General features: G+C 52.4%; 17 protein-coding genes. 15 read left to right on the plus strand and 2 right to left on the minus strand.

Going from position 1 to position 15,734, the window contains the following annotated elements:
- Positions 1–302: 302 nt before the first annotated feature.
- Genes HJV72_RS17505 through HJV72_RS17525 form a run of 5 tightly spaced genes read left to right on the plus strand, consistent with a single transcriptional unit; the run spans position 303 to position 4,019 of the window.
- Entirely contained in the window at positions 303–1,286 is a 984-nt protein-coding gene (locus HJV72_RS17505; protein WP_007037034.1) for a DUF6017 domain-containing protein, read from the plus strand.
- 31 nt (positions 1,287–1,317) lie between these two features.
- Complete coding sequence (locus HJV72_RS17510; protein ID WP_002569164.1) at positions 1,318–1,539, plus strand: DUF5348 domain-containing protein; 222 nt, start codon at positions 1,318–1,320, stop codon at positions 1,537–1,539.
- Between the two features lie 41 nt (positions 1,540–1,580).
- Positions 1,581–2,057 carry a PcfB family protein gene (locus HJV72_RS17515; RefSeq protein WP_007037035.1) on the plus strand — a complete coding sequence of 159 codons (477 nt, stop codon included), beginning with the start codon at positions 1,581–1,583 and terminating at the stop codon, positions 2,055–2,057.
- The gene (locus HJV72_RS17520) at positions 2,054–3,862 is read left to right on the plus strand and encodes a VirD4-like conjugal transfer protein, CD1115 family (protein WP_007037036.1); all 1,809 of its coding nucleotides are present in this window, start codon (positions 2,054–2,056) and stop codon (positions 3,860–3,862) included. The genes HJV72_RS17515 and HJV72_RS17520 overlap by 4 nt, the downstream gene beginning before the upstream one ends.
- A complete protein-coding gene (locus HJV72_RS17525; protein ID WP_002569167.1) occupies positions 3,849–4,019 on the plus strand; it encodes a hypothetical protein in 171 nt (56 codons plus the stop codon). Before HJV72_RS17520 ends, HJV72_RS17525 begins: the two co-directional genes overlap by 14 nt.
- Before the next feature lie 200 nt (positions 4,020–4,219).
- On the opposite strand, the gene HJV72_RS17530 is transcribed toward HJV72_RS17525, so the two are convergent.
- The gene (locus HJV72_RS17530; RefSeq protein WP_004607952.1) at positions 4,220–4,369 is read right to left on the minus strand and encodes a hypothetical protein; all 150 of its coding nucleotides are present in this window, start codon (positions 4,367–4,369) and stop codon (positions 4,220–4,222) included.
- A gap of 61 nt (positions 4,370–4,430) precedes the next feature.
- Between HJV72_RS17530 and HJV72_RS17535 the strand changes: the two genes are divergently transcribed.
- The 9 genes from HJV72_RS17535 (at position 4,431) to HJV72_RS17575 (ending at position 12,769) form a co-directional block, all read left to right on the plus strand.
- Positions 4,431–4,646 carry a Maff2 family mobile element protein gene (locus tag HJV72_RS17535; RefSeq protein WP_002569168.1) on the plus strand — a complete coding sequence of 72 codons (216 nt, stop codon included), beginning with the start codon at positions 4,431–4,433 and terminating at the stop codon, positions 4,644–4,646.
- Positions 4,647–4,665: 19 nt separating this feature from the next.
- Entirely contained in the window at positions 4,666–5,535 is an 870-nt protein-coding gene (locus HJV72_RS17540) for a VirB6/TrbL-like conjugal transfer protein, CD1112 family (RefSeq protein ID WP_120479118.1), read from the plus strand.
- Between the two features lie 177 nt (positions 5,536–5,712).
- A complete protein-coding gene (locus tag HJV72_RS17545; protein WP_002569171.1) occupies positions 5,713–6,114 on the plus strand; it encodes a PrgI family protein in 402 nt (133 codons plus the stop codon).
- Positions 6,065–8,503 carry a VirB4-like conjugal transfer ATPase, CD1110 family gene (locus HJV72_RS17550; RefSeq protein ID WP_133147756.1) on the plus strand — a complete coding sequence of 813 codons (2,439 nt, stop codon included), beginning with the start codon at positions 6,065–6,067 and terminating at the stop codon, positions 8,501–8,503. The genes HJV72_RS17545 and HJV72_RS17550 overlap by 50 nt, the downstream gene beginning before the upstream one ends.
- The gene (locus HJV72_RS17555) at positions 8,500–9,459 is read left to right on the plus strand and encodes a DNA-methyltransferase (protein WP_133147757.1); all 960 of its coding nucleotides are present in this window, start codon (positions 8,500–8,502) and stop codon (positions 9,457–9,459) included. Before HJV72_RS17550 ends, HJV72_RS17555 begins: the two co-directional genes overlap by 4 nt.
- 35 nt (positions 9,460–9,494) lie before the next feature.
- A complete protein-coding gene (locus HJV72_RS17560; RefSeq protein ID WP_142801536.1) occupies positions 9,495–11,564 on the plus strand; it encodes a C40 family peptidase in 2,070 nt (689 codons plus the stop codon).
- Positions 11,565–11,602: 38 nt separating this feature from the next.
- A complete protein-coding gene (locus HJV72_RS17565) occupies positions 11,603–11,881 on the plus strand; it encodes a DUF4315 family protein (RefSeq protein WP_004607957.1) in 279 nt (92 codons plus the stop codon).
- Positions 11,874–12,584, plus strand: coding sequence for a DUF4366 domain-containing protein (locus HJV72_RS17570; RefSeq protein ID WP_004607958.1), 711 nt, complete (start codon positions 11,874–11,876; stop codon positions 12,582–12,584). The genes HJV72_RS17565 and HJV72_RS17570 overlap by 8 nt, the downstream gene beginning before the upstream one ends.
- Positions 12,581–12,769 carry a hypothetical protein gene (locus HJV72_RS17575; protein ID WP_004607959.1) on the plus strand — a complete coding sequence of 63 codons (189 nt, stop codon included), beginning with the start codon at positions 12,581–12,583 and terminating at the stop codon, positions 12,767–12,769. Before HJV72_RS17570 ends, HJV72_RS17575 begins: the two co-directional genes overlap by 4 nt.
- Before the next feature lie 10 nt (positions 12,770–12,779).
- Here HJV72_RS17575 and HJV72_RS17580 read toward each other — a convergent pair whose 3' ends face one another.
- Positions 12,780–13,532, minus strand: coding sequence for a Shedu anti-phage system protein SduA domain-containing protein (locus tag HJV72_RS17580; protein WP_004607960.1), 753 nt, complete (start codon positions 13,530–13,532; stop codon positions 12,780–12,782).
- Between the two features lie 78 nt (positions 13,533–13,610).
- Between HJV72_RS17580 and HJV72_RS17585 the strand changes: the two genes are divergently transcribed.
- Positions 13,611–15,695 (plus strand): DNA topoisomerase 3, encoded by a 2,085-nt coding sequence (locus tag HJV72_RS17585; protein WP_007037046.1) that lies wholly within the window; start codon positions 13,611–13,613, stop codon positions 15,693–15,695.
- The last annotated feature ends 39 nt before the right edge of the window (positions 15,696–15,734 follow it).

Consider the following 15,734-nt stretch of genomic DNA (forward strand, 5'->3'; position numbering starts at 1 on the left):
AAAGCTGACGTTAGATAACGATACTTTTGAAAACACTGGAAAATCAAGGTTTTTCGAGCGACGGACAAGCAGGGTATTGTACTAAAAACTGAATACGACGCAGAAGCGGCGTTTCTTACTCTCTACATGGGAGAACAGGAACGCCGCTTTTTTCATGCCCTTTGTTACGCAGTAGGGGCAGAAAAAGCCTTGCTACAAGCGGTTTTCCGGGCGCGTATCTGGCGCGGAAAGGGATTTATACCTTATCCCCCGAAACCGCGCTTCTACTGCGTAACAAATCCAAAGCAAAGGAGCTATGAACTATGGCAGTTTTCAGAGTGGAACGAAACAAGGGCTATACCGTAATGAGCAACCACCACCTACGCAACAAGGAGCTTTCCCTAAAGGCAAAGGGGCTGTTGTCGCAAATGCTGTCACTCCCCGAAGATTGGGACTACACCTTGAAAGGCTTATCCCTTATCAACCGGGAGAAGATAGACGCTATCCGCGAAGCCATTAAGGAACTTGAACGCGCCGGGTATATCGTCCGTTCAAGGGAGCGCGACGAGAAAGGACGCTTGCGGGGCGCGGACTATGTGATATTCGAGCAGCCGCAGCCGCCTACGCCGGATTTACCTACATTGGAAAATCCAACATTGGATAATCCAATGCAGGAAAAACCAACATTGGAAAAACCTACGTTGGAAAATCCAACGCAATTAAATAAAGATATACAAAGAACTGACTTACCAAAAAAAGAAAAATCAAATACAGATTTATCAAGTACCCATTCCATTCCTATCCTTTCCCCTAACCCCTCTCCTTGCAGAGAAGCGGCTGCGCCGCCGGAACGGAAAGGAACGGAAGCGGCAGCACAGAGCGCAGTTGATATATACCGGGAAATCATCAAGGACAATATCGACTACCACATTCTCAAACAGGACATGAAGTTTGACAGTGACAGGCTGGACGAGATTGTAGACCTCATGCTTGAAACCGTATGCACCGCCAGAAAGCGGGTACGGATTGCGGGGGACGACTACCCGGCAGAGCTTGTGAAGTCAAAGTTTATGAAACTAGACGGCGAGCATATCCGCTTTGTGCTTGACTGTATGCGGGAGAACACAACCAAAATCCGCAACATCAAGCAATATCTGAAAGCCGCCCTTTTCAACGCCCCGTCCACAATCGGCAACTACTACACTTCCCTTGTCGCCCATGACATGGCAAGCGGCGCACTGTCACCGAAAAAGCCGCAGTACGGCGACCCGGACTATTATTCATGCAATGAGGGCGAAAGCCTGTAACCACCCACAACCACAAAAGGAGGATTTTATTATGGCACAGAAAATGACAGGAGCATTGGTATTTGACGAGCGCACCGACCGTTACGACATCCGCTTTGACTTAAACAGCTACTACGGGGGCTTGCATTGCGGCGAGTGCTTTGACGTATTCGTGCGGGGCAAGTGGAAGCCGACCCGGATTGAGTACGGCGACAACTGGTATCTTGTGGGTATCAGAGCCGAGGACTTGAACGGGCTGCGGGTGCGTATCTGACCGCCGCCCCATAAAGAAACGCGAAAGGAGGACGCGACAAATTGCAGGACGAAGTAAACGAAAAGACCATAGCCCTTTACATCAAGACCGGGAAGCTGACCGCGCAGACGCTCCAAAAGGCAATGAAAGCCATACTGTCAAAGGGCAAAAAGCAGCTTGCAAAACCGCCACAGGGCAAGCAGAGCTTAAAGCAGCTTATGAAGCAGAACGCGGGCGTTTCCAACATTGAGATTACCGAGGGCAATATCAAAGCCTTTGAGAGTACGGCGAAAAAGTACGGTATCGACTTTGCGCTGAAAAAGGACGCGACGGAAAGCCCGCCCCGCTATCTGGTTTTCTTCAAGGGGCGGGACGCGGACGTACTGACCGCAGCCTTTAAGGAATTTTCCGCAAAAAAGCTGACACAGGAGAAAAAGCCCTCAATCCGAAAGCTGCTCTCTACCCTCAAAGAAGCTGCACAGGGCAGAAACGCGGAACGGGCAAAGGTCAAGAACAAGGACAGGGAGGTATCGCTATGAAGCCGGAAATCAAGAAGCTGCTTATCCTAAATCTCCCGTATCTGCTCTTTGTCTGGCTCTTTGATAAAGTGGGCGCGGCTGTCCGGCTCTCCCCCGGCGCGGACGCAAGCGCAAAGCTGCTACATCTTGGGGACGGTTTTACCGCCGCCTTTTCCAGTATCGCGCCGAGCTTCCACCCGGCAGACTTAGCTTTAGGCATTGCGGGGGCGGTCATTGTCCGGCTGATTATCTACACCAAAGGCAAGAACGCGAAGAAATACCGCCGCGGGACAGAATACGGTTCGGCGCGTTGGGGCGGGGCTGACGACATAAAGCCGTACACCGACCCGGTATTTGAGAACAATATCCCCTTAACGCAGACGGAACGGCTCACCATGAACAGCCGCCCGAAGCAGCCGAAATACGCAAGAAACAAAAATATCCTTGTAATCGGCGGTTCCGGCAGCGGCAAGACCCGGTTCTTTGTGAAACCGTCGCTCATGCAATGTACGTCAAAGGATTTTCCAACGTCGTATATCGTCACTGACCCGAAAGGAACACTGATTTTGGAAACCGGGAAAATGTTACAGCGGTACAAATACCGTATCAAAGTGCTAAATACGATTAACTTCAAAAAATCCATGAAATACAATCCCTTTGCCTATCTGCGGAGCGAAAAGGACATTTTGAAGTTAGTCAATACCATTATCGCCAACACCAAAGGCGACGGGGAAAAATCCGGCGAGGATTTCTGGGTGAAAGCGGAAAAGCTCTACTACACCGCGCTAATCGGCTACATCTGGTATGAAGCCCCGGAGGACGAGAAGAACTTCACGACGCTGCTTGAGATGATAAATGCGTCGGAAGCCCGCGAGGACGACGAGGATTTCCAGAACCCGGTTGACCTCATGTTTGAACGTCTGGAAGAAAAAGACCCGGAACATTTTGCAGTCAAGCAGTACAAAAAATACAAACTTGCGGCGGGCAAGACCGCAAAAAGCATACTTATCTCATGCGGCGCGAGGTTAGCCCCATTCGACATTAAGGAGCTGCGGGAGCTTATGGAAACCGACGAAATGGAGCTTGACACCATAGGCGACAGAAAGACCGCCCTTTTCGTCATCATCAGCGACACCGACGACACTTTTAACTTTGTCGTTTCAATCCTTTACACACAGCTATTCAACTTGCTTTGTGACAAGGCAGATGATGAATACGGCGGGCGGCTTCCCGTCCATGTTAGGTGCTTACTTGATGAATTTGCGAATATCGGGCAGATACCAAAGTTTGAAAAGCTCATTGCAACGATACGGAGCCGGGAAATATCCGCGTCAATCATCTTGCAGAGCCAGTCACAGCTAAAAGCCATTTACAAAGACAACGCCGATACCATAGTCGGCAACTGCGACACCACGCTTTTCTTGGGCGGCAAGGAGAAAACCACCCTTAAAGAAATATCGGAAATTTTAGGAAAAGAAACGATAGACAGCTTTAACACGTCCGAAACAAGGGGGCGGGAGCTTTCGCATGGGCTGAACTATCAGAAATTGGGAAAGCAGCTTATGACGGAAGATGAAATTGCAGTCATGGACGGAGGGAAATGTATCTTGCAGCTACGCGGGGTGCGCCCGTTCTTTTCGGACAAATTCGACATAACGAAGCACCCGAAATACAAGTACCTGTCCGACGCAGACCCGAAGAACGCCTTTGACATGGAAAAGCACCTTAAACGCCGCCCCGCCATTGTCAAGCCCGACGAGGTTTTTGACTATTACGAGCTTGACGCGGCAGACTTACAGGAGGACGCAGACCATGAGGAAACGTAGCGCAGAGGAAAAACAAAAGCAGCTTGAACGGTTTTTAATGAATGTTGCGGAAGCCGCCGACGCTGCATTATGGGAGTATTGGCGGGAAAAGGAAGCGGAACACCGCCGTTTTGCAACGGAGTATGTCACGCGCCGGGGGCTTATCCCGCAACAGTGACAGCATGGCAGACCGCCGGGGGACAGGGGAAGCTACACTTCCCCTACGCTGCCTTGCGGCAGCTACCCCTTTGTGAACTTGCGGGAAGCGAACACCTTGCTACGCAAGCTATTCACTTCCCGCAAGTCTGAAAAAAACGTCCGGCAGCACAGCGGAACACAGAAAGGAGCGATTGAAGCAATCACATCTATCCATACCGGCTACATGATACGCGCCCCCACTTTCCGGCGCAGTACACAGCGGCAGGAGCCGCACCCCTTACAACTGAATACCGCCGCGCCGCAGAACTTACGCAGCGCGGGGACAGCCGCCTTTACCAGAGGGCGGTTTTTTTGTGCGGCGGCGACCATACGCTGACCGCCTTTTGTCCGCTTGCCGGACAGCCGCAGACGCGGCAGAAAGGATATATTTATGGCATTTTTCAATAGCGCAGTAGACGTTTTGCAGACCCTTGTTGTAGCACTTGGAGCCGGGCTTGGTATCTGGGGCGTAATCAATCTGATGGAGGGCTACGGCAATGACAATCCGGGCGCAAAGAGCCAGGGCATGAAGCAGCTTATGGCGGGCGGCGGCGTTGCCCTTATCGGCATGACCCTTGTACCGCTGCTTTCCGGCTTGTTCGGTTAAGAAGCGCGGGTAAAGGCTTATGCAGAGCATACTTGACGCGATTAACGAATGGATAAAGGAAATCCTCATAGGAGCCATAAACGGTAATCTGTCAACTATGTTCGGGGACGTAAACGAAAAAGTCGGCACTATCGCCGCAGAGGTAGGGCAGACCCCGCAAGGGTGGAACGCAAATATATTCTCCATGATACAGACCCTTAGTGAAAATGTAATCGTACCCATTGCGGGGCTTGTCATTACCTACGTCCTATGCTATGAGCTTATCAGCATGGTAACGGAAAAGAACAATATGCACGACGTTGACACTTCCATGTTCTTCAAGTGGGTGTTCAAGGCGTTTGTGGCAGTCTACCTTGTGACGCACACCTTTGACATTACTATGGCGGTGTTCGATATGGCGCAGCACGTTGTTTCCGGCGCGGCGGGGGTAATCGGCGGCAGCACAGAGATTGATGTTGCCGCCGCCCTTGCTTCCATGCAGGACGGGCTTGACGCTATGGAAATCCCCGAACTGCTCTTACTTGTCATGGAAACAAGCCTTGTGAGCTTGTGCATGAAAATCATGTCCGTACTGATAACCGTTATCCTCTACGGGCGCATGATAGAGATTTACCTTTACTGTTCGGTATCGCCTATCCCGTTTGCAACTATGACGAACCGGGAATGGGGGCAGATAGGAAACAACTACCTAAAATCCCTGTTCGCTATCGGTTTTCAAGGCTTCCTCATAATGATATGCGTCGGCATTTACGCCGTACTGGTGAACAACATGGTAATAGCGGACAATCTGCACAGCGCGATATTCTCCCTTGCAGCCTATACCGTTATCCTCTGTTTCTCCCTGTTCAAATCCGGCGCACTGGCGAAGTCGATATTCTCCGCGCATTAGCGGCGTGTCAAGGGCAGGGTGGAGATTTTCAGAGCGAAGCGGCGAAAATACGACCCGACCTTGACGCGGATAACCCCCATAAAATACGGGCGGGCAAAGGGCATAAATTGACATTTGCCTTGATTACCCTTATGGAAAATTACAGCAACACCAAACCCAGAGAAAGGAGGTTTTTTCTTGGCGTATGTACCCGTACCCAAAGACTTATCCAAAGTCAAGACAAAAGTAGCGTTCAACCTTACCAAACGGCAGATTGTATGTTTTGCGGCGGCTCTCCTGTTCGGCTTGCCGCTTTTCTTTCTGCTCAAAGACAGCACAGGCACAAGCCTTGCGTCTATGGCTATGATTGCCGTCATGCTGCCCTGTTTCCTGTTCGCCATGTATGAAAAGCATGGACAGCCCCTTGAAGTAGTGGTGAAGAACATCATTCAGACGAAATTCATAGCCCCCAAAGAACGACCATACAGGACAGACAACTTTTATTCCGTCTTAGAACGGCAGAGAAAACTTGAAAAGGAGGTATCAGCGATTGCAAAAGGAAACACGAAGAAACAGCGCGGCGGGAAGCGCAAAGCCTAACCCGCCCCGCAAGCTCACCCGCGCCGAGAAAAAGCAGATTGCGGAAATCATCAGACAGGCAAAGGGCGACGGGAAAGCGCACACCGCGCAGCAGACAATCCCTTATATCCAGATGTACCCGGACGGTATCTGCAAGGTTACGGGACGAAAATACTCAAAGACCGTCGCCTTTGAAGATATTAACTATCAGCTTGCACAGGCAGACGACAAGACTGCCATTTTTGAGAACTGGTGCGACTTCCTAAACTACTTTGACGCTTCCGTTTCGGTGCAGCTCTCTTTCATCAATCAGGGGACGCAGCGGGGCGAAGCGGAAAAAGCGGTCAATATCCCGTCACAGGAGGACGCTTTCAATTCTATCCGCACAGAATACCGGGATATGCTGAAAAACCAACTTGCAAAGGGCAACAACGGGCTTGTCAAGGCAAAATATATCACCTTTGCCATTGAAGCCGACAGTCTGGGCGCGGCGAAATCCCGCCTTGCCCGTATCGAAACGGACGTACTCAACAACTTTAAGCTCTTGGGCGTGTCTGCCCGCCCCATGACAGGCTATGAACGCCTTAAAATGCTGCATGGCATTTTCCACCCGGAGGGCGGGCAGTTTTCCTTTGATTTTTCATGGCTTGCCCCGTCCGGGCTTTCCACAAAGGACTTTATCGCCCCGTCCTCTTTCCGTTTTGGCGAGGGGCGTTATTTCCGCATGGGGCGCAAAATCGGCGCGGTTTCATTCCTTGAAATCCTTGCGCCGGAATTAAACGACCGTATCTTGTCGGACATTCTGGACTTGGAAACGGGCGTTATCGTCAATCTGCATATCCACAGTATCGACCAGACCGAAGCCATAAAGACAATCAAGCGGAAAATCACCGACCTTGACAAAATGAAAATCGAGGAACAGAAAAAAGCGGTACGCAGCGGCTACGACATGGATATAATCCCGTCCGACCTTGCCACGTTCGGCAGCGAAGCGAAGAACCTCTTACAGGACTTGCAGAGCCGGAATGAAAGAATGTTCCTCTTGACGTTCCTTGTGGTGAACATGGCGGACACGAAGCGGAAACTGGAAAATGACGTGTTCGCGGCGGCGGGCATAGCACAGAAGAACAACTGCGCCTTGACCCGCCTTGACTACCAACAGGAAGCGGGGCTTATGTCCTCTGTACCGCTTGGGGAGAACCTTATCCCCATTCAAAGAGGGCTTACCACGTCAAGCACCGCTATCTTTATCCCCTTTATCACGCAGGAGCTTTTCCAGACGGGCGCGGCGTTGTACTACGGCTTAAATGCCCTTAGTAACAACATGATACTCTGCGACCGCAAGCAGCTAAAGAACCCCAACGGCTTAATCTTGGGTACGCCGGGAAGCGGGAAATCCTTTGCAGCCAAACGGGAAATGACAAACGCTTTCCTCATTACCGACGACGACATAATTATCTGCGACCCGGAAGCAGAGTATTTTTCCCTTGTGCAGCGGCTTGACGGGCAAGTGATACGCTTGTCGCCTACGGGCAAGGGCATTGACGGGAAGCCCCAGTATGTGAACCCTATGGATATTAACCTCAACTATTCCGAGGACGACAGCCCCCTTGCGCTGAAATCCGATTTTATCCTCTCCCTCTGCGAGCTTGTCATAGGCGGCAAGGAGGGCTTGCAGCCCGTCGATAAGACCGTCATTGACCGCGCCGTTAGGAACGTGTACCGCCCTTTCCTTGCAGACCCCGCCCCGGAGAAAATGCCGATTTTGGGCGACCTCTACGACGAGCTTTTGAAGCAGCCGGAGCCGGAAGCGGCGCGTATTGCGGCGGCGTTGGAGCTGTATGTTTCCGGGAGCCTTAACGTCTTTAACCACAGGACGAATGTAGAGCTGTCAAACCGCCTTGTCTGCTTTGACATCAAGCAGCTTGGGAAGCAGCTCAAAAAGTTAGGTATGCTCATTGTGCAAGACCAGGTATGGAACCGCGTCACCGTCAACCGGGCAGAAAGGAAATCCACCCGGTATTTTATGGACGAATTTCATCTTCTCTTGAAAGAAGAACAGACCGCCGCCTATTCCGTTGAAATCTGGAAACGTTTCAGAAAATGGGGCGGCATACCCACAGCAATCACGCAGAATGTCAAGGATTTGCTTGCTTCCCGCGAAGTGGAAAATATCTTTGAAAACTCTGATTTTGTCCTCATGCTCAATCAGGCGGCGGGCGACCGGGCTATCCTTGCAAAGCAGCTCAACATCTCCCCGCAGCAGATGAAGTATGTCACCCACACCGAAGCGGGCGAGGGGCTTATCTTCTACGGGAACGTGGTGCTGCCCTTTGTAGACCGCTTCCCAAAAGACACCGAGCTTTACCGGGTAATGACGACGAAGCCGGAGGAAGTGGGCGAAGCATGAACGGGCTGAAAACTGACACCATCATCAACCGGGACGCGCTCTATGCCTTGCGGGAGCTTCCAGAGGAAAGCGTACACTGTTGCGTCACAAGCCCGCCCTACTATGCACTTAGGGATTATGGGCTTGATATGCAGATTGGGCGGGAGGACACGCCGGAGCAGTACATTGACAGGCTGACCGAGGTTTTCCGCGAGCTGCGCCGGGTACTGCGTTCTGACGGTACGCTCTGGCTGAATATTGCGGACACCTACTGCGGCACAGGAAATAAAGGCTACCATGCAGACCCGAAGAACCCGAAAGGCAGAAACGGACAGCAGATTGCAAGAAACAACCGCGTTTCCGGCTGCAAACAAAAGGACTTAATCGGTATCCCTTGGCTTTTAGCGTTTGCCCTACGCGCTGACGGGTGGTATTTAAGGAGCGACATTATCTGGCAGAAAGAAAACCCCATGCCGGAGAGCGTGAAAGACCGCCCTACCCGCTGCTATGAACATATCTTTCTGCTTACGAAGTCAAAGAAATATTTCTATGACGCAGCCGCCATAGCCGAGCCGTTAGCCCCCACAACGGCGGCGCGGTACCGCACCGGGCGCAGCGCGGGACAGAAATATGCGGACGAAATACCCGGACAGGGGAAAGTACAGGGGCTTAACCGGGCGCGAAGCGGCAGCTACTACGACGAAGCCCTCATGCCGACCATGCGGAACAGGCGGGACGTGTGGCTTATCAATACCGTTCCCTACAAGGGCGGGCATTTCGCCGCGTTCCCGCCAAAACTTGCCGAAACCTGTATCAAGGCGGGCTGTCCGAAAGGCGGCGTTGTGCTTGACCCCTTTTTCGGCAGCGGCACGACGGGGGCAGCCGCAAAGCAGCTTCACAGGCATTATATAGGCATTGAGATAAACGCCGAGTATTGCGCCCTTGCAAGGGCGCGGATTGGAGGGACAGAAAAATAAAACAGTATCGAGCGCGTGAGAAAGTCACGCAGAAAATGACCCGCGAGGGGGCTGTCGAGGTAAACGCCGCCACCGGGAAAAAGAAACGTATCAGCAAGCGGATAAGGGACGCGGACTTTGCAAAGACCGAAGCACCGCAGCAGCCGGAACAGGCAGCGCAGACCATACCGGGCGGCGCAGCTCCCACGCCCACAGCAGCCGCGCCGCCGCTTCCCCATGCGCCGGGGGCAGAACGGGAACAGGACACCGCCGCAGCCGAGCGCGTCTTAGAGCGTATCGACGGGGCGCGTACCAGAAAGGCGAGCAAAAAGGCGGCGAGGAAAGCACAGGCAGAAGCCAAAGCAAAAGAAAAATCTTCCCGCTTGCAGTTTACCGACGAGGAACGGGCAACGCCGGAGCTTGAAAAGTATATCCGAAAATCAGACAAAGCAGCCGACCGTCTGGACGCGGCAAAGGCGGCTATCCCCAAAGAAAAGAAACTTGTACGGGAGCGCACCTTTGATGAAGCCACCGGGAAAGGCAAGACCCGCCTACATTTTGAGGAACAGGAAAAGCCCATAGGAAGGAATAAGCCCCACAATAACCCGCTATCCCGCCCCGCACAGGAAGCGGGTATTTTCGTCCACAACAAGATACATTCCGTTGAAAAGGACAATTCCGGCGTTGAGGGGGCGCACAAATCCGAAGAACTGGCAGAGCGCGGCGCAAAGTACGGGACGCGGAAAGTCAAGGAGGGCTACCGCAGCCACAAGCTCAAACCCTACCGGGCGGCGGCAAAGGCAGAGAAAGCGGCGTTCAAGGCGAATGTGGATTTCCAGTACCATAAATCCCTACATGACAATCCGCAGATTGCGGGCAATCCCCTTTCCCGCTTCATGCAGAAGCAGCAAATCAAGCGGCAGTATGCAAAGTCGGCAAGGAAAGGCGGCGCAAAAACGGCGCAGAAAGCCGCAGAGAACACCCGCAAGGCGGCAAAAAAGACCGCCGAGGAAACAAAAAAGGCAATCGCTTTTGTAGGGCGGCACCCGGCGGGCGTATGTATCGCCGTTGCCGCGCTGCTCTTATTCATCATGGTATCGGCGGGGCTTTCCTCTTGCGGCTCCATGTTCTCCGGCTTGATGAACGGCATACTTGGGACTTCCTACACGTCGGAGGACAGCGACCTTGTGGCGACGGAAAATAATTACGCCGCAAAGGAAAACGAGCTTCAGCAGCAGATTGACAATATCGAAAGCACCCACCCCGGCTATGACGAATACCGCTATGACCTTGACAGTATCGGGCATAACCCCCATGAGTTAGCGTCCTACCTCACCGCCCTTTTACAGACCTACACCCCGCAGAGCGCACAGGCAGAACTAAACCGCGTCTTTGCCATGCAGTACACTTTGACGCTGACGGAAGAAACGGAAATCCGCTACCGCACAGAAACAAGCACAGACCCGGAAACAGGGGAAACGACCAGCGAGGAAGTACCCTACGAGTACCATATCCTCAACGTGAAGCTGACGAACAAGCCCATTTCCGAGATTGCGGAGGAACTTCTAACGCCACAGCAGCTTGAAATGTACCGCGTCTATCTGGAAACAAGCGGAAACAAGCCGCTGATTTTCGGCGGCGGCTCCCCCGATATGGGCGCGTCCGAGGATTTAAGCGGCGTACAGCTTGTAAACGGCACACGCCCCGGCAACACCGCCGTTGTAGACCTTGCGAAGCGGCAAGTCGGCAACGTAGGCGGGCGACCCTTTTGGAGCTGGTACGGATTTAACAGCCGCGTGGAATGGTGCGCCTGTTTTGTTTCATGGTGCTACAATCAAGCCGGGAAAAGCGAGCCGCGCTTTGCCGGGTGCCAGTCACAGGGCGTACCCTGGTTCCAGTCACGCGGGCAATGGGGCGCGAGGGGCTATGAGAATATCGCCCCCGGCGACGCTATCTTTTTCGACTGGGACGGGGACGGGAGCGCAGACCATGTGGGGCTTGTTATCGGGACGGACGGGGAGCGCGTCTATACCGTCGAGGGCAATTCCGGCGACGCCTGCAAGATAAAGAGCTACCCCGTCAATTACTCCTGTATCAAGGGCTACGGCTTAATGAATTGGAACTGACAACAAAAAAATGAAAATCTGAAAGGAGAAATTTATTGATGGCTATGAACAAAATTGAACGTATCGACAAGGAGATTGCAAAGACCCGCGAGAAAATCACCGAGTACCAGAATAAATTAAGGGGGCTTGAAGCGCAGAAAACCGAAGCGGAAAACCTGCAAATCGTACAGCTTGTGCGCTCCATGCGCCTTTCCCCGCATGAGCTTTCCGCTATGCTTTCCGGGGGCGGTATTCCGGGCATGGAAGCCGCGCCGGGCTACCCCGCAGAACCCGCAGACCACGACACCGAAGAAATGGAGGACACCGAGAATGAATAAGAAAATCCTTAGAACACTGACCGCACTTTGCGCCGCCCTTATGCTTTCGGGCGGCTTTTCCGTCACCGCTTTTGCACAGACCCCGGAGGGAGAGGACGACACCAACGACAGCGGCGTTGTCTACGAGGAACCCCAAAAGGAAGAACCCCTTACCCCGGACGGGAACGCGACCCTTGTAGACGATTTCGGCGGCAACAAGCAGCTTATCACCGTAACGACCAAAAACGGCAATTACTTTTATATCCTCATTGACCGGGACGACGAGGGCGAGAACACCGTACATTTCCTTAATCAAGTGGACGAAGCCGACCTCTTAGCACTTATGGAGGACGGAAGCACCGAAGCAGCCCCGCCCGCCGTTTGCAGTTGCACCGAAAAATGCGAAGCCGGAAAGGTAAATGTGAGCTGCCCCGTCTGCAAGGACAACATGACCGCTTGCAGCGGCAAGGAAGCAGAGCCGGAAACCGAGGAACCGCCGGAGCTGCCCAAAGAGAAAGGCAATGCGGGCGGGCTTGTGCTTTTCCTTGTCGTGGCACTTCTTGGCGGCGGGGGCGCGTTCTATTATTTTAAGTTTATGAAGCCGAAGCAAAACGTCAAGGGCGGCACCGACCTTGAAGATTTCGATTTTGACGACTACGACGAGGACGAGCCGGACGAGGGGGACGGGCTTTCTGATGAAGAACAGGAGGACGAGGAAGCATGACCCTGTTTACCGACAATCCCTTTGAAAAGATGATGATACAAAGACCGGGCGGGCGGCGTGACAATGCGCCGCCCGTTCCCCATTCCCCGGCTTGCGCTTCCTGTCCGTACAAAGGGCAGCTCCCTTGTGTGGGCTACTGTCTGAAACAGGTACAGGAGAAAAAGGCAAGTGAGCCGGAACGCTGAAAATGGACTTTTAATTTTCGTTTGCAACATCTATGAGATTTTCGTAATGCAAAAGTGTTATGTTATTTTCATTTTGCAGTTGGAGCTTTCTATCACGAATATTCTCAAAATCTTTACGGAGTCCGGCTATCACAGCATAGTAGATTTGATAAGGGCAATATTTGTATAATTGTCTGGGTAACTTTGTATTGGAGAATGAGTGCTTTTCCAATTCTGCTACAATTACATTCCAATTTGCAGCAATATACATTTGCCAATCCCTAACCTGTTCAATCCCTTTATTGATTACTTCCCCGAAACGAGTACCTTTTTCTTTTGTTATCCGCCCGTTGGGAGCTTCTAATTCCACAAAGACAAATTGATAACCGTCTGAACTATTACCTATGAGCAGATAATCAGCCACATAAGCCGACCCGATTTTGAACTCTGGAAAGATATAATTATCGTCATGGTGTCCTGTTCTGTAATAATGCCGTAATAAGCCAAACAAATAATTCCATGCACGATTAGAAGCTATCCAATTTAGTATAGCTCTTTCTGTTGTATCGGAAGAAGTAATCAGTTGATAAAACTCTTTTGTCGTATCATATATAGGTGTGAACCTTGAATAATGGTTGTTGGGAAATAGCGAAGTAGCACACTCAATAAAGTAATCCATTTCTTTGTTTTTACCGCGCCTGTAATGCCCGCCACGTTTTTTATTCATTGCTTCTTCCTGTTCATCAGTAGGAGCAAAAACATCGAAAGTATGTATTGATTTCATATTGTCACCTGTTTCTTATAGTAATGCTTAAAGTATAAACCAATTTCAAACCTAAAACAACCGAAAGGAGAACAGAAAATGAAACTGATTATTGCAGAAAAGCCGAGCGTGGCGCAGACTATCGCCGCCGCGCTTGGCGTTAAGGAAAAGAAAGACGGATATATCGAGGGCGGCGGCTGCCTCATTTCATGGTGCGTCGGGCATTTGGTACAGCTTGCGGAAGCTGCCGCCTACGGGGAGCAATATAAAAAATGGAGTTTTGAGAGCTTACCCATTCTGCCGGAGGAATGGCAGTACGCCGTTGACCCGGACAAGGGGAAGCAATTCAAAACCCTAAAAGAGCTTATGCACCGCGCCGACGTTTCCGAAGTGGTAAATGCGTGTGACGCGGGGCGCGAGGGAGAATTGATTTTCCGCTTTGTCTACGAAGCGGCGGGCTGCAAGAAGCCCATGCGCCGCTTGTGGATTTCCTCAATGGAGGACGGGGCAATCAAGGCGGGCTTTGCTTCCCTCAAAGACGGGCAGGAATACGACGCGCTCTTTGCGTCTGCCCTCTGCCGCGCAAAGGCTGACTGGCTTATCGGCATTAACGCCACCCGGCTTTTCTCCTGCCTGTATGGAAAGACCTTGAACGTGGGGCGCGTCCAGACCCCGACCTTAAAAATGCTCACCGACCGGGACGCGGCTATCTCCCATTTCCAGAAAGAAAAATATTATCATGTGCGCCTTGATTTATCCGGCGCGGAAGCGGCAAGCGGGAGGATTTCCGACAAGGCAGAAGCCGACGCGCTGAAAGGGGCTTGCGAAGCGGAAACGGCGGTATGCGTTTCCCTCACCAGAGAGAAGAAAACCGCAGCCCCGCCGAAGCTCTTTGACCTTACCTCTTTGCAGCGGGAAGCGAACCGCATTTTCGGCTACACCGCGAAGCAGACCCTTGACCTTGCACAATCCCTTTATGAAAAGCGGCTCCTTACTTATCCGAGGACGGACAGCAGCTTTCTTACTGACGACATGGGCGGCACCGCAGCGGGCATTATCGCGCTGCTTTGCGAAAAACTCCCCTTTATGGCGGGCGCGGACTTCACGCCGGAGGTTGTAAAGGTATTAGACAGTAAAAAAGTATCAGACCACCACGCAATCATTCCCACTATGGAGCTTGCAAAGGCTGACCCGGACGCGCTGCCGGAAAGCGAGAAGAATATCCTTACCCTTGCGGGGGCGCGTCTGCTTTTTGCCACCGCCGAGCCGCATATTTATGAAGCGGTTACGGCGGTTTTCTCATGCGCCGGGACAGACTTCACCGCAAGGGGAAAGACCGTACTTGCGGAGGGTTGGAAAGAGCTTCAACGCAGATACCGGGCGACGCTGAAAGATAAGCCCGAAGCGGAGGACGGGGAAAATGCAGACGTGACGCTGCCGAAGCTTTCCGAGGGACAGGGCTTTCCTAACCCCGCCGCAAAAGTAACGGAGCATACCACAACGCCGCCGAAGCCCCACAGCGAAGCAAGCCTTTTGTCGGCTATGGAACGCGCCGGGAACGGGGACACCGACCCGGACGCGGAACGCCGGGGGCTTGGCACTCCCGCCACCCGCGCCGCCGTCATTGAAAAACTGGTAAAGGGCGGCTTTGCGGAGCGCAAGGGGAAGCAGCTTATCCCTACCAAAAACGGGAACAGCCTTATCTGTATTCTGCCGGATATACTCACTTCCCCACAGCTTACCGCAGAATGGGAAAACAATCTGACGCAGATAGCAAAGGGAGCCGCAGACCCCGGCGAATTTCTGTCCGGCATTGAAGCTATGGCGCGGGAGCTTGTGCAGACACACGCCGCAGCACTGGACGGGAAAAAGGATTTGTTCCGGGAGGAAAAGCCCTCTGTCGGCAAATGCCCCCGTTGCGGTTCCCCCGTCCATGAGGGGAAGAAAAACTATTATTGCAGCAACAAAGAATGTGCCTTTGTCATGTGGAAGAATGACCGCTTTTTCGAGGAACGCAAGACCGCTTTTTCCGCGAAGATTGCCGCCGCGCTCCTTAAATCCGGCAAGGCGAATGTGAAGAAGCTCTACTCCCCGAAAACAGGCAAGACCTACGACGGAACTATCGTTCTGGCTGACACTGGCGGGAAATACGTCAACTACCGTATCGAAGTGCAGAAGAACTAAAAACTTGAATAGCAAGCATAGGAAGCGGGTACCCACTTC

This window comes from Extibacter sp. GGCC_0201 (genome assembly GCF_017566055.1).
GTDB lineage: Bacteria > Bacillota > Clostridia > Lachnospirales > Lachnospiraceae > Extibacter.

Excerpts from the sequence above, each read along its gene's own strand:
- HJV72_RS17570 (WP_004607958.1), top strand. The coding sequence starts at position 11,874 with ATGAATAAGAAAATCCTTAGAACACTGACCGCACTTTGCGCCGCCCTT.
- HJV72_RS17575 (WP_004607959.1), top strand. The coding sequence starts at position 12,581 with ATGACCCTGTTTACCGACAATCCCTTTGAAAAGATGATGATACAAAGA.
- HJV72_RS17510 (WP_002569164.1), top strand. The coding sequence starts at position 1,318 with ATGGCACAGAAAATGACAGGAGCATTGGTATTTGACGAGCGCACCGAC.
- HJV72_RS17535 (WP_002569168.1), top strand. The coding sequence starts at position 4,431 with ATGGCATTTTTCAATAGCGCAGTAGACGTTTTGCAGACCCTTGTTGTA.
- HJV72_RS17530 (WP_004607952.1), bottom strand. The coding sequence starts at position 4,369 with ATGGTCGCCGCCGCACAAAAAAACCGCCCTCTGGTAAAGGCGGCTGTC.
- HJV72_RS17580 (WP_004607960.1), bottom strand. The coding sequence starts at position 13,532 with ATGAAATCAATACATACTTTCGATGTTTTTGCTCCTACTGATGAACAG.
- HJV72_RS17505 (WP_007037034.1), top strand. The coding sequence starts at position 303 with ATGGCAGTTTTCAGAGTGGAACGAAACAAGGGCTATACCGTAATGAGC.
- HJV72_RS17585 (WP_007037046.1), top strand. The coding sequence starts at position 13,611 with ATGAAACTGATTATTGCAGAAAAGCCGAGCGTGGCGCAGACTATCGCC.
- HJV72_RS17525 (WP_002569167.1), top strand. The coding sequence starts at position 3,849 with ATGAGGAAACGTAGCGCAGAGGAAAAACAAAAGCAGCTTGAACGGTTT.
- HJV72_RS17520 (WP_007037036.1), top strand. The coding sequence starts at position 2,054 with ATGAAGCCGGAAATCAAGAAGCTGCTTATCCTAAATCTCCCGTATCTG.
- HJV72_RS17555 (WP_133147757.1), top strand. The coding sequence starts at position 8,500 with ATGAACGGGCTGAAAACTGACACCATCATCAACCGGGACGCGCTCTAT.
- HJV72_RS17540 (WP_120479118.1), top strand. The coding sequence starts at position 4,666 with ATGCAGAGCATACTTGACGCGATTAACGAATGGATAAAGGAAATCCTC.
- HJV72_RS17560 (WP_142801536.1), top strand. The coding sequence starts at position 9,495 with ATGACCCGCGAGGGGGCTGTCGAGGTAAACGCCGCCACCGGGAAAAAG.
- HJV72_RS17565 (WP_004607957.1), top strand. The coding sequence starts at position 11,603 with ATGGCTATGAACAAAATTGAACGTATCGACAAGGAGATTGCAAAGACC.